14 protein-coding genes are annotated in these 12476 nt (G+C 69.3%); 6 read left to right on the top strand and 8 right to left on the bottom strand.

Going from position 1 to position 12476, the window contains the following annotated elements:
- Positions 1-35 precede the first annotated feature (35 nt).
- The 3 genes from BLW78_RS08875 to BLW78_RS08865 are packed head-to-tail and all read left to right on the top strand — an operon-like array spanning position 36 to position 2022.
- A complete protein-coding gene (locus BLW78_RS08875; protein ID WP_091678673.1) occupies positions 36-395 on the top strand; it encodes an ArsR/SmtB family transcription factor in 360 nt (119 codons plus the stop codon).
- Complete coding sequence (gene arsC / locus BLW78_RS08870; RefSeq protein WP_091678670.1) at positions 388-825, top strand: arsenate reductase (glutaredoxin); 438 nt, start codon at positions 388-390, stop codon at positions 823-825. The genes BLW78_RS08875 and arsC overlap by 8 nt, the downstream gene beginning before the upstream one ends.
- Positions 826-858: 33 nt before the next feature.
- Positions 859-2022 carry an MFS transporter gene (locus tag BLW78_RS08865; protein WP_091678667.1) on the top strand — a complete coding sequence of 388 codons (1164 nt, stop codon included), beginning with the start codon at positions 859-861 and terminating at the stop codon, positions 2020-2022.
- Positions 2023-2038: 16 nt separating this feature from the next.
- Here the strand turns inward: BLW78_RS08865 and BLW78_RS08860 are convergent, their stop codons facing one another.
- From BLW78_RS08860 to BLW78_RS08845, 4 genes are read right to left on the bottom strand one after another with little or no spacing between them, the layout of a single operon-like run.
- The gene (locus BLW78_RS08860; RefSeq protein ID WP_091678664.1) at positions 2039-3328 is read right to left on the bottom strand and encodes an NAD(P)/FAD-dependent oxidoreductase; all 1290 of its coding nucleotides are present in this window, start codon (positions 3326-3328) and stop codon (positions 2039-2041) included.
- Positions 3329-3336: 8 nt separating this feature from the next.
- Positions 3337-4068 (bottom strand): amino acid ABC transporter ATP-binding protein, encoded by a 732-nt coding sequence (locus tag BLW78_RS08855; protein WP_020091727.1) that lies wholly within the window; start codon positions 4066-4068, stop codon positions 3337-3339.
- Complete coding sequence (locus tag BLW78_RS08850; protein WP_012317380.1) at positions 4065-4718, bottom strand: amino acid ABC transporter permease; 654 nt, start codon at positions 4716-4718, stop codon at positions 4065-4067. The genes BLW78_RS08855 and BLW78_RS08850 overlap by 4 nt, the downstream gene beginning before the upstream one ends.
- Before the next feature lie 5 nt (positions 4719-4723).
- Positions 4724-5497 carry an ABC transporter substrate-binding protein gene (locus tag BLW78_RS08845; RefSeq protein WP_244526862.1) on the bottom strand — a complete coding sequence of 258 codons (774 nt, stop codon included), beginning with the start codon at positions 5495-5497 and terminating at the stop codon, positions 4724-4726.
- A 145-nt stretch (positions 5498-5642) separates the two neighbouring features.
- Here BLW78_RS08845 and BLW78_RS08840 point away from each other — a divergent pair, with 145 nt between their 5' ends.
- Positions 5643-6254: a helix-turn-helix domain-containing protein gene (locus BLW78_RS08840; RefSeq protein WP_244526861.1), complete on the top strand. Its 612-nt coding sequence runs from the start codon at positions 5643-5645 to the stop codon at positions 6252-6254.
- 15 nt (positions 6255-6269) lie between these two features.
- On the opposite strand, the gene BLW78_RS08835 is transcribed toward BLW78_RS08840, so the two are convergent.
- Genes BLW78_RS08835 through BLW78_RS08825 form a run of 3 tightly spaced genes read right to left on the bottom strand, consistent with a single transcriptional unit; the run spans position 6270 to position 8832 of the window.
- On the bottom strand, positions 6270-7583 hold the full coding sequence (locus BLW78_RS08835) for a TadE/TadG family type IV pilus assembly protein (protein WP_091678656.1): 1314 nt from the start codon (positions 7581-7583) through the stop codon (positions 6270-6272).
- Positions 7584-7600: 17 nt separating this feature from the next.
- A complete protein-coding gene (locus BLW78_RS08830) occupies positions 7601-8239 on the bottom strand; it encodes a TadE/TadG family type IV pilus assembly protein (RefSeq protein WP_056522208.1) in 639 nt (212 codons plus the stop codon).
- Complete coding sequence (locus tag BLW78_RS08825) at positions 8239-8832, bottom strand: TadE/TadG family type IV pilus assembly protein (RefSeq protein ID WP_091678653.1); 594 nt, start codon at positions 8830-8832, stop codon at positions 8239-8241. Before BLW78_RS08825 ends, BLW78_RS08830 begins: the two co-directional genes overlap by 1 nt.
- A 463-nt stretch (positions 8833-9295) precedes the next feature.
- On the opposite strand from BLW78_RS08825, the gene BLW78_RS08820 reads away from it, so the two are divergent.
- Both BLW78_RS08820 and BLW78_RS08815 read left to right on the top strand, forming a co-directional pair.
- Positions 9296-9847: a protein phosphatase CheZ gene (locus BLW78_RS08820; protein WP_091678650.1), complete on the top strand. Its 552-nt coding sequence runs from the start codon at positions 9296-9298 to the stop codon at positions 9845-9847.
- Positions 9848-9870: 23 nt separating this feature from the next.
- Positions 9871-10947 carry an HD-GYP domain-containing protein gene (locus BLW78_RS08815; RefSeq protein ID WP_091678648.1) on the top strand — a complete coding sequence of 359 codons (1077 nt, stop codon included), beginning with the start codon at positions 9871-9873 and terminating at the stop codon, positions 10945-10947.
- Between the two features lie 160 nt (positions 10948-11107).
- Here BLW78_RS08815 and BLW78_RS08810 read toward each other — a convergent pair whose 3' ends face one another.
- Positions 11108-12451: a dicarboxylate/amino acid:cation symporter gene (locus tag BLW78_RS08810; protein ID WP_091678645.1), complete on the bottom strand. Its 1344-nt coding sequence runs from the start codon at positions 12449-12451 to the stop codon at positions 11108-11110.
- Positions 12452-12476: the final 25 nt, after the last annotated feature.

The raw sequence follows: 12476 nt of genomic DNA, 5'->3' as shown, positions 1-12476 counted from the left end.
TACGTTCAAACAACCGTTTGAAGATTGTCGGGAAAATGGACGACGCGCAAGCCCTGGCGGCCTTCGCGGCCCTGGCGCAGGAGCACAGGCTGCGGCTGGTGCGGGCGCTGGTGAGAGCCGGTCCGGAAGGGCTCGCCTCCGGGACGCTGGCCGCGGCGGTCGGCGTGTCGGCCGCCACGGTGTCGCATCACCTGAAGGAATTGAGCCGCGCCGGGCTGGTCGGTTCGCGGCGCGACGGTCGCTCCATCCTCTACAGCGCCGCCTACCCGGTGCTGGCCGATCTGATCGCGTTCCTGATGCGCGATTGCTGCCAGGGCCGCGCGGAGATCTGCACGCCGGCGGCGGAGACCCTGGCCGCCTGCCTCAGCCCCTCGGGAGACGCAGCACATGTCTGAGCCGTTCGACGTCGTGATCTACCACAATCCGGCCTGCGGCACGTCGCGCAACACCCTCGCGATGATCCGTAACGCCGGGATCGAACCCCACGTGATCGAGTATCTCAAGACGCCGCCGGCCCGCGCGCTGCTGCTGCAGCTCCTCGACCGCGCCGGGTTGTCTGTGCGCGACGTGCTCCGGGAGAAGGGCACGCCCTACGCCGAGCTCGACCTCGGCAACCCGGACCTCACCGACGGGCAGTTGCTCGACGCCGTCGCGGCGCATCCGATCCTGCTCAACCGGCCGCTCGTGGTCACGCCGAAGGGCGTACGCCTGTGCCGCCCCTCGGAGGCGGTGCTGGATCTCCTGCCGCCGCAGCGGGGCGGGTTCGTGAAGGAGGACGGCGAGCCGGTGGTCGACGAGCAGGGCCGCCGTGTCGCCACGGCCTGAGCGCCCGCGGGCTGTGGCGGCGGCGGTCCAGACATGAGCGAAGCCAGCCGCTGGCCGGTGATCGCCGCACTCGGCGTCGTGGAGATCCTCGCCTGGGGCTCGTCGTTCTACCTGCCGGCGGTGATGGCGGCCCCCATCGCCGAGAGCACCGGCTGGCCCCTCGCCTGGGTGGTCGGCGGACTGGCCTTCGGCCTCCTCGTCGCGGCCCTCGCCTCGCCGCATGTCGGGGCGGCGATCCACCGGCACGGCGGGCGGCCGGTCCTCGCCCTCGCGGCGCTGCTCCTCGCCGCCGGGCTGACCGTCGTGGCCGTGGCGCCGAACCTGCCGATCTATCTCGCCGGCTGGCTGATCCTCGGCGCCGGCATGGGCTGCGGCCTGTACGACCCCGCCTTCGCGACCCTCGGGCGGCTCTACGGCGCGGCCGCGCGGCCGGCCATCACCACGCTGACCCTCTGGGGCGGGTTCGCCAGCACCGTGTGCTGGCCGCTCTCGGCCTTCCTGGTGGCCCATATCGGCTGGCGGGGCGCCTGTCTCACCTATGCCGGCCTGCACCTCGCGGTGACGCTGCCGCTCATCCTCGCGATGATCCCGCACGCGCCGGCACTCCCGGTCTCCGACGGGCCACAGGGAACGGGGTCCGCGCCGCTATCGACCCAAGAGCGCCGCGCGTTCCTGCTGTTCGCGGGGGTGCTGGTCCTCGGCGGCGCGATCATGTCCCAGGTGTCGGTCCACCTGCTCACCCTGCTGCAGGCGCGCGGCGTGTCGCTCGCCGCCGCCGTCTCGTACGGGGCGCTGATCGGGCCCGCGCAGGTGAGCGCCCGCGTCGCCGAGATCTCCCTCAAGGGCCGCCACCACCCGCTCTGGACACTGACGGCCGCCTTCGGCCTGATCGCCCTCGGGCTGTGGCTCCTTGCGGCCGGGCTGCCGGGCGTGGCGCTCTGGCTGGTGCTCTACGCGGGCGGCAACGGGATCTACTCGATCGCTCGCGGCACGGTCCCGCTCGCCCTGTTCGGCCCCGTGCGCTACCCGCTGGTGGTCGGCCGCCTCGCCCGGCCGGCCCTGGCCGCCCAGGCCCTGGCGCCGCCGGCTGGGGCCGTCGTGCTCACCCATGTCGGGCCGGGGGCCCTGTGGTGGATGCTCCTCGCGCTGGCGCTCGCCGCCCTGGGCCTGATCGGGGCGCTGTGGCGCGCGCGGTGACGGCGGGCCGGTAGGATCAGCGGATGCCGCCGTCGCGCAGGCGGTACCAGGCGATGATCGCCGAGACGTACAGCCGGTTCAGCCCGTGGAGCGGCAGCGGCTCGATCGGCGTCAGCGGCAGGGGCAGGTTGCCGGCATCTCCGGTCGCGATGTAGGCGGCCATCGCCCGGCCCATCGCCGACTGGAGGCCGACGCCCCGGCCCTGGCAGCCGATATCGATGAGGAGCCCGGGCGCCGGCTCGTGGAGATGGGGCAGGTAGTCCCGGGTGATCGCGACGCGGCCGCACCAGCGATGGTCGAAGGCGATCCCGTCGAGCTGGGGGAAGAGCTTGCCGACGATCCGCTCGAGATGGGCCCAGTCGGCGGGGTCGCGCGGCTCCCGGAACGGACCGCGGCCGCCCATCAGGAGGCGTCCGGTATGGTCGAGGCGGAAGTAGAGCAGGAGCTTGCGCGTGTCCGAGGAGACGTGGCCTTCGGGCAGGATCGAGCGCCGCAGGTTGTCGGTCAGCGGCACTGTGGCGACCTGGAACGAGTTCGCCGCGATCACCGTCCGCGCGAGGTTCGGCCACAGGCCGCCCGTGTAGCCGTTGGTGCACAGCACGACCCGGCCGGTCGTCACCCGCTCGCCCTGGGCCGTGGTGACCGTCCAGCCCGATCCGGTCCGTTCGAGGCCGGTGACCGGCGATCCGCCGTGGATCGTGGCGCCGGCCTTCTGGGCGGCCCGGGCGAGGCCGCGGGCGTAGCTCAGGGGCTGGATCGCCCCGCCGCGGCCGTCGAGCCAGCCGCCGAGATAGCGGTCGGTCCCCAGCAGCTGCTCGGTCTCGGCCCTGTCGAGGACGCGGGTGGGCGCACCGAGATCCGCCCACTGGGCCGCCCGCTTGGCGACCTCGGCGAGCCCGGCCTCGGTGTGGGCGCCCTGGATCCAGCCGGCGCGGGAATGCGGCACGTCCATCCCGTGCCGGGCGATGAGGTCGAACACGACGTCGGCGGTCCCGCCGGCGAAGCGCGCGAGCCGCTCGCCGCGCTCCCGACCGAACCGCGCCACGAGGTCGGCGGGATCGTATTTCAGGCCCGGGATGACCTGGCCGCCGTTGCGACCGGACCCGCCGTAGCCGACCTCCTGCGCCTCGAGCACGACGGGTCGGATGCCGCGCTCGGCGAGATGCAGGGCGGTGGACAGGCCGCAGAACCCGCCGCCGACGATCACCACCTCGGCCAGGCCGGATCGGGCCAGCGGCGGCGTGTCCGGCGCGGGCGCCGCCGTCGTGGCCCAGAGCGAGGGTGCGAGCGGGAACGGTTCGGCCACGGCGTGTCCTAGAGCGGGTGCAGCACGCGCTGCAGGAAGTCCCGGGTACGCGGATTCTGCGGCCGGTTGAGGACCTCGGCGGCCGGCCCCTGCTCGACGAGTCGGCCGCCGTCGAGGAAGAGGACCCGGTCGGCGACCTCGCGGGCGAAGCCGATCTCGTGGGTGACCACGAGCATCGTCATACCCTCGTCGGCGAGGGCGCGCATGACCTTCAGCACGTCGCCGACGAGCTCGGGATCGAGGGCCGAGGTCGGCTCGTCGAACAGGATCGCCTCCGGCCGCATGGCGAGCGCCCGGGCGATCGCGACGCGCTGCTGCTGCCCGCCGGAGAGCTCGTTCGGCCGGGCGTGCTCCTTGCCCGAGAGCCCGACCCGGGCGAGCAGGGCGCGCGCCCGTTCCTCGGCCTCGCCCCGGGGCTCGCCCTTCACGTGGATCGGCCCCTCGACGACGTTCTCGAGTGCCGTCCGGTTGGCGAACAGGTTGAAGCGCTGGAAGACCATGGAGACCCGCGTGCGGATCGCCTTGATGCCGCGCTTGTCCCGGTCGACCCGCTGCCCGTCGACGCGGATCTCGCCGCCGTCGTAGGCCTCGAGCCCGTTGATGCAGCGCAGGAGGGTCGACTTGCCGGATCCCGAGGGCCCGATGATGCAGACGACCTCGCCCTTGGTGACCTCGGCCGAGACGCCCTTGATCACCTCCAGCGCGCCGTAATGCTTGCGGACGTCCTCCAGCACGATCATCGATGCCGTCCCTTCGCCTCGAAGTGGCGGACCAGCAGGATCAGCGGCAGGCTCAGCGCGAGGTACATCAGCGCCACCAGCGTGTAGACGCTGGTGTTCTTGAAGGTCGACGAGGCGATCAGCTTTCCCTGGAGCGCCAGCTCGGCGACCGTGATGGTCGAGGCCTGCGACGAGTCCTTGAGCATCATGATCATGATGTTGCCGTAGGGCGGCAGCGCGATCCGGATCGCCTGCGGCAGGATCACCCGCCGCATGGTCATGCCCCAGCCCATGCCGATCGACAGCGCCGCCTCGACCTGCCCGCGATCCACCGCCTCGATGCCGGCGCGGAAGTTCTCGGCCTGATAGGCCGAGTACGCGATGCCGAGCCCGATGATCGCCGCCTGGACCGCGGTGAGCGACAGGCCGAAATCGGGCATCACGAAGTAGATGTAGAACAGCTGCACGATGATCGGGATGCCGCGCAGGATGTTGATCATCACCGCGCTGAAGCCCGACAGGATCGCGATGCCGGAGACCCGCATCACCGCCCAGACCAGCCCGAGCAGCGTCGAGACCACCAGGGACGCGATCGTGATCAGGATCGTGAGCTGCACGCCCTGCAGCAGGATCGGCAGGTAGTCCTGGGCGTCGGCGAGGAACTCGCGCATGAAGGTCAGGACCGGTCGGCCGACGGCGGCAGACCCCACTTGGTCAGGATCGCCTGGAGCGTCCCGTCGGCCTTCAGCTTGGCGAGCGCCTTGTCGATCTTGGCCAGGAGCTCGGTGTCGGTCTTGCGGACGCTGAGGCCGACCGAGGCGACGACGGTCGGCTTGAAGGTCTCGACGAGGCGGACGCCGGGAAACAGGCCCTGCTTGACGTAGTAGGCGAGGATCGGCGCGTCGGCGAAGCCGGCCTTCAGCCGCCCGGAATTGACGTCCCGGATGATGTCGGGGATCGCGTCGTAGATCTTCACCTCGTTGAAGAGGCCCGACTTCTTCAGCGGCTCGACGAAGGCGGTGCCGACCTGGGCGCCTACCGTCTCGCCCTTCAGGTCGGCGAAGGACGTGTAGTCCTTCGTGTCGGTCTTCGGGACGATCAGCCCCTCGCCGTAGCTGTAGACGGGCGCCGAGAACGACACGACCTCCTTGCGCTGCGGCGTGATGAACATCGCCGCCGCGATGATATCGATCTTCGAGGCGGTGAGCGCCGGGATCAGCGTCGAGAATTGCAGCGGCTCGACCGCGACCGTGAAACCCGCCTCCTTGCTGACCGCGTTGACGAGGTCGACCATCACGCCTTGAATGCTGTTCGTCTTGGTATCGAGGAAGGTGAAGGGCAGGCCGGTGGGCGTCGATCCCACCTTCAGGGACTGCGCGCCGACGGGGGCGCCGAGGACGCCGAGGAGCAGCGCCGACGACAGACACAGCTTGGCCAACCGTCTTCCCATGGTGCCGCTCCCGTGCAGTGCCCGGGTCACGCGGCGGAAGCCGGGCCCGATTTCATTCTCGTGAAGAATACCGCACGTTTTCGGTATCGACGCAAGCGACTTTCACGTGCATGAAGAAGCACACGAGAGGCAGGCTGGCGTGACGGTGAGCATCCCCCGAGGCGAGGCAACGGGTCCGGAACCGGTCGACCGGGCTGTGGGTCAGCGCCTGCGCGGCCTGCGTCGCGCGCGCGGACTCTCGCTGGAGGCGGTGGCGTCCACCACGGGCCTGTCGATCGGCTTCATCAGCCAGGTCGAGCGGGGCCTGTCGTCGCCGTCCCTGCGGGTCCTGGCGCTGCTCGCCGACACGCTGCAGATCGGGATCGGCGGCTTGTTCGAAGCGGGGCCGGACGCGCCCGACCCGGATCCCATCGTCGTGTTCCGGAAGGACCGGCCGGAACTTCAGCTCTGGCGGGCCGGCATCACCAAGCAGCTCCTGACCCCGCCAGGGGGCACGCAGGGGATGAGCCTGTTCCACATGGTGCTGAAGCCCGGCGCGAGCACCGGCGACGAGCCGTTCAGCCACGACGGCGAGGAAGCCGGCCTCGTCCTCGCGGGGCGCCTCACCCTGATCGTCGAGGCGCGGACGCTCCAGCTCGCGGAGGGCGACAGCTTCCGCTTCGAGAGCCGGCGGCCGCACCGCTTCAGCAATCCCGACCCGCGCAGCCAGACCACCGTCCTGTGGGTCAACGTCCTCGGATCACCGGCGACGACGTGAGCGGGGCGCGGCGCGTCAGTTGCTCAGGCGCACGCTCGCGAGCGTGGTGCTGAAAAGCTTCAGCATGGCGGCGGTGATGTCGCCGTTCGTGGTCACCGGAAAATACATGCCGTCGGACGCGCAGGCCTGCAGGGCCGGCCCGATCTTCGACTCGTACGGCCTGACGTAGCTGTTGTAGAAATCGTTGTCGTAGATCGGCAGGTACTGCGTGTAGATGATCCCGATCTTGACGTTCTTGTTCTTGAGATTCGTGCAGGTCGAGGGACTCAGCGGCCCGATGAAGCGGTTGCTCTGGATCTGGAAACCCGCGCTCTGGTTGGTGACGCTGCCGCCGGTGTCCTCGACGCCGTCGGTGACCATGAACAGGAACCGGATCGGCTTGTCCGGCGTCAGCCCGTCGCCGCTGGCCGGGATCGTCGCGTTCATCTTCGCGATGGCCCGCTCGAAATCGGTCTGATTGTCGGACTGATTGTAGTAGGCGTAGGCGATATCGATATTCGGGGTCGCGATCTTGATATTGTTTAAGGTCGGCGTCATCGCCTGCAGCCGCGTCTGCGTCACCGAATCGTTGAAGGTCCACATCTCCATCTGGAACTGTTGCGGCAGCAACATGCTGACATTCGCCTGATCGACGAGCGCCGAGACCGCGTCCCTCAGAACCTGGATGCGGAGCTTGATGTTGTTCCGCGACGCCACATGGTAGAAGTCGTTCTGATCGTCGCCGATGATGTTGCCCTTGTTGTCGAAGGTGTGCTGGTGGCAGGCGAACGCGCACCCGTTGGTCGCGCGCTTCATGTTGCTCACGTCGGCATCGGTCGCCGCGAGCCCCATCGACGGCGAGTTGTCGAGCAGCAGGTAGTAGTTGATGTACTGCGAGGTGTTGCGGGTCGCCGAGGACGTGCCGCTGATGGGCATGGCCGGGATCTGCATCATCGATGCCAGGCTGGTCTTGACCGTCGCCGTGTAGGTGGCGGTGAGGCTCAGCGTCTTCGCGCTGTTCACCGGCGCGCCGGGGACGAACGAGGTCACCGTGACGCCCGGAACCTTGGCGGCCTCGGCGCGGAACTGCGTCTCCATGTTCTGCAAGGTCGTCGCCGGGATCGTGTTGGTCTTCTGCGACATCACCGCGAGCACGGCGCCGTCGAGGGCGGTGTCGAGCTGGGTCTTCGCGGCGTTGCGGCGCCCGTAATCGATCGCCGCCGCCGTGGCGAACATGACCGGCAGCGTGACCAGCGCGAACGTCAGCGCGACCTGACCGGAGCGCGCCCGCGGAAACGCCGTGACGGCCAGCCTGAGAGCGCGGTTCAACCGGATGCGGAACACCGACACGGGCCTTCCCTCGACCATTAGTTGTAGACCGGGCAGGCGGTGCCGCCCGGCATGACGATCTCGCTGGGGGTGCGCTCGGACCACGGGATCTGCCGCGTGAAGGTCAATCCGCGGCCGCCGAAGATCCAGCGGTACAGGGCACTCCCGATGATCGGGGTGTAGGGCATCGTGACTTCCGCCAGGATGTAGCGGGCCCCGTCGAACTGATAGGCGGCCGGCGTGGCGGGGAGTCCGTTGCTCCCGTTGGCCTGGTTGGCCGGGCGCTTCGTGGCGTTCTGCGGCCAGCTGGAGCAGACGAAGCCCTTGAGCGACCCGTTGACCGTTTCCACGCCCATCGCGTTGACCACGATCTGCAGGCCGGACGCGTCCAGCGGGCGCAGGATCGCGGTCGCTGCGCTGGTGATCTTCGTCATCCCGTCCTGCGTCGCCAGAGCCATCCCGTTCTGGGTCGCCAGAGCGTTGTCCACCCGTCCGGACAGATCGCCCAGCGTGCGCGCGAACAGGGTCAGCTTCCGGGTCGCGTCGACGACGCGCGTCAGCTCGGCGGTCCCGAAATACAGGACGATCAGCAGGGGCAGGACGAGCGCGAACTCGACGGCGGCGATCCCGCGCTCATCGCGGCGGAAGCGGCTCAGGCCGATCGGCAGGCCGCCCATCACGAGCACCCCGACGGTGCGGTGTAGGGTTCCACCTTGAACACCGTCGCGGCCTGCAGCACCCGCCGCTTGTTCGGCAGGTTGGGCACGGCGGCACCGAGCAGCGGGAAGAAGACCGGGATGTCGACCGCGGCCTGCACGATCACGATGGCTGAGTTCCCGGCGCAGGCGTAGCTGGCGAAGTTCGGGTTCCAGTCGCTCGCACCGCTGGCGTTGGTCGCGACCGGCGAGACCGGGGTGGCGGACCCGTAATCGGCCACCTTCATCACGCTGACCCGGACGTTGGCGCAGGTGAAGATCGTGACCCGGGGCGTGCCGTTCGGCTGCGTGCAGATCGCCGTCCGGAAGCGGCTCATCAACGTCGCGGGGTCGGTTGTGCCGGCGTTCGTCGTCTGGAACGTGCCCGTGTAGATCTGCCGACTGGCGTCGGACACCGCCTGCTGGAGGATCTCCTGCTCCCAGAACACGATCCCGTTCTCGAGGCAGGCCCCGACAAGCGCGAAGAACGGCAGGGCCACCAGGGCGAACTCCACGGCCGTCGCGCCCCCGCGCGCTCGCGCGAAGCGCGCGGCCCGTTCCCGGAGGTCGAGCAAGCGCGACGCCGCTCGGATTGCCCTGCTCACATCCCAACTCGAAATCGGAACCACCGAGCTCGAGAGAGCATCAAAAGCTTACTTTTCTCCGCGCATCACTGCTCAAAGTCGAGCCGTTCACGCACATGTGCTACCGAGCGGGCGCCGGAATAGTTCGTTAGCATCAACCAACAGTTGAGGGCGCCGCTGTTCCAGCCCTCATCGGTAACGCGGCGAGATCGCACTCTTCGGCCAGGCGGAAATCGTCGCGTCGACGTCGCGCGAAGCGGTCGACAAGACGAGGCGCGGGTTCAGCGCACGTTCGGCGTGCTTTGACGTGTGGATGACGTGGAAATAGGACATTGCACAGTCACGATCGGCCGGAGCGGCACAGAATCGCGTCGAGATAAGTGCCATTAAGCGCGGCTTAAGAGGTCGCCGATAGTTTCACCGGCCAATATAAACCGCATGGCGATCCCCGATCATGGCCCGCGCTCTGCCGGACGTTGCCTCCATCGAAGAGGGTGTTGGGCTCCTCCGGACCCAGCTCCTGTCGATCTCCGACGCGATCGCGCGCACGCGCCAGGAGATCGCCGACCTCCGGCAGGAACAGGAGACGAGCCGCGCGCGGGACGAGCTCCTCGCCGTGGTGCAGGGCACCGAGGACGCCACCAACGCGATCCTGACGGCTTCGGAGAAGGTGGATACGCTCGCGCGCGGCATCGTGAGACGGTCGGGCGAGGACGCCAACCGGGCCGACGCCCAGGCCATCCAGATCGAGATGCAGACGATCTTCGAATCCTGCAATTTCCAGGACCTTACCGGCCAGCGGATCTCGAAGGTCGTGCGCACGATCGTCCTCGTCGAGGAGCGGATCGGCGAGATGCTGCGCGTCTGGTCCGGTCCCGGCGACCCGCCGTCGCGGCCGAATCCGACGGCCGACACGCGCAGCGAGGAGGCGGCCCTGCTCAACGGCCCCGTCCTGCCCGGCGACGCCTCGGTATCGCAGGACACGGTCGACGCGATGTTCCCGTAAGGCGCGGTCCGGAAGGCGTGCCGATGGGCCGGATACTCCTCATCACGGACGATCCCGCACGCAGCCAGGGCCTGGCCCAGGACCTGTCCGATGGCCTGTCCTGTGAGCTCCACGATCTGCGCGCCGCGGAATTGCCCCTCGGCGGCGCGACCGCGATCGTCACCGACGTGCACGATCTGGGCGCGAGCTCCGTCGAGCGTCTCCGCCGCCGTCTCGCGGAGGTCCGGCACGGCGCTCCGCTGACCGTTCTGCTCCACACCGACAGCCCGCGAACCCGGCTGCTCGGCGTCGCCCTCGGCGCGACCCACACGCTGTGCGCGCCCTTCGACACGGATCGCCTGCGGGAAACGCTGGGGGCGCCGCGCGCGGCCGCGCGCCTCGCGACCTTCGCGGACGAGCCCCTGCCGGCCTGCGCCGTGCGGACGGCCGCGGCGGTGCGCGGATTCTATGCCTCGGTGTTCGTGCCCGACCAGCCGATCACGCCCGGCGTCATCGACAACGGAACCCAGGCCATCGACCTCGCGATCCGGGACACCGGGATCCGCGACTGGGTCCGGGCGGTCCGCCAGTTCGACGACGCCACGCACCAGCACTGCCTGCTGGTCGCCGGTCTGGCGGCGGCCTTCGCGGCGAGCCTCGGCCTCGGCGAGCAGGAGCGCCACCGCCTGACCAAGGCGGCCCTGCTGCACGACGTCGGCAAGATCCACATCCCGGCCGCCATCCTCAACAAGCCGGGCCGGCTCGACGACGCCGAGCTGGCCGTCATGCGGCTGCATCCGGAGAAGGGCTACAGCATGCTCGTCGATCAGGGCTTCGAGCAGCAGATGCTGCACGTCGTCCGGTCGCACCACGAGATGCTCGACGGGTCGGGCTATCCGGACCGGCTCAAGGGGGAGGAGATCCCCGACCTCGTCCGCCTCGTCACCGTCTGCGACATCCACGCGGCCCTGATCGAGCAGCGGCCCTACAAGCGGCCCATGGCGAGCGAGGCGGCCTACGCGATCCTGGAGGGCATGGCGGGGCGGCTCGACCCCGCGATCGTCGGCGCGTTCCGGCCGGTCGTCGCCGCCTTCGCGCCCCACACCCTCGACGCGGCCTGACAGCGTTCGGCGGCGTCGGGCCGCGGCTCCGTCGCGTTCCTTCGGCCGTGTTCCTTCGGCATGCGAGAGCCGCGCCGCGGAGGGATCCGCGGCGCGGCGTGCGTTTTCCACCGTCACGGCGTCGCGCGCTGCGCCGTGCGCGGCCCGCGACGCCGCGGGCTCACTCGGCCGGCTGGAGAGCCGGCGCGGGGGGAAGCGGCGCCATGGTCTGGCCGGACAGGGCCGCGGCGAGCTTGGCCTCGTCGACCTCGTTCTCCCAGCGCGCCACCACGATGCAGGCCACCGCGTTGCCGATGAAGTTGGTCAGCGCGCGGCACTCCGACATGAAGCGGTCGACGCCGAGGATCAGCGCCATGCCGACCACCGGCACGGAGGGCACCACGGCGAGCGTCGCCGCCAGGGTGATGAAGCCCGAGCCGGTGACGCCGGCGGCACCCTTGGACGACAGCATGGCGACGAGCAGCAGCAGCGCCTGCTCACCGTAGCTCAGCGGCGTGTCGGTCGCCTGCGCGATGAACAGCGCCGCCATGGTCATGTAGATGTTGGTGCCGTCGAGGTTGAACGAGTAGCCCGTGGGCACCACGAGGCCGACGACCGGCTTCGAGCAGCCGGCCCGCTCCATCTTCTCCAGCAGCGAGGGCAGTGCCGACTCGGAGGACGACGTGCCGAGCACGAGGAGCAGCTCTTCCTTGATGTAACGGATGAGCTTGATGATCGAGAAGCCGTTGTAGCGGGCGACCGCCCCGAGCACGACCAGCACGAAGATCGCCGACGTCAGGTAGAAGGCGCCGACGAGGTAGGCGAGGTTGGCCAGCGAGCTGATCCCGTACTTGCCGATCGTGAACGCCATCGCGCCGAAGGCGCCGATCGGGGCGACCTTCATGATGATGTTGACGACGCCGAAGATCGCCTCGGACAGGACCTTGATGATGTCGAGTACCGGCTTGCCGCGGTCGCCCAGGAAGGCGAGACCGAAGCCGAACAGCACCGAGAAGAACAGCACCTGCAGGATCTCACCGCCCGCGAACGCGCCGACCGCCGTCGTGGGAATGATGTTCATTAGGAAGTCGACGATGCTCTGCTCCTTCGCCTTGCCGGCGTAGGTGGCGACCGCCTTCGGATCGAGCGACTTCGGATCGATGTGCAGGCCGTTGCCCGGCTGGAGCACGTTGGCGACGATGAGGCCGACGATCAGCGCCAGCGTCGAGAACGTCAGGAAGTAGATCAGCGCCTTGCCGCCGACCCGACCGACCTTCTCGAGGTTGGTCATCCCGGCGATGCCGGAGACGACGGTCAGGAAGATCACCGGCGCGATGATCATCTTGACGAGCTTGATGAAGGCGTCGCCCAGCGGCTTCAACTCGGCGCCGAGCTGCGGGTAGAAATGGCCGAGCAGGATGCCGATCGCGACGGCGACCAAGACCTGGAAGTACAGTGTCCGGTACAGCGGCTTCGATTTGGCGGGCGGATGCGGGGCGGTGAGTGGTGACGGTACGGCAGCCATCGGGCGTTCTCCCTGTCTCGGGTTT

Origin of the sequence: Methylobacterium sp. 275MFSha3.1 (genome assembly GCF_900108435.1) — a bacterium.
Taxonomy (GTDB): Bacteria; Pseudomonadota; Alphaproteobacteria; order Rhizobiales; family Beijerinckiaceae; genus Methylobacterium.
The sequence above is the reverse complement of the archived record's forward strand: the minus strand, read 5'-3'. Positions and strand labels throughout refer to the sequence as shown.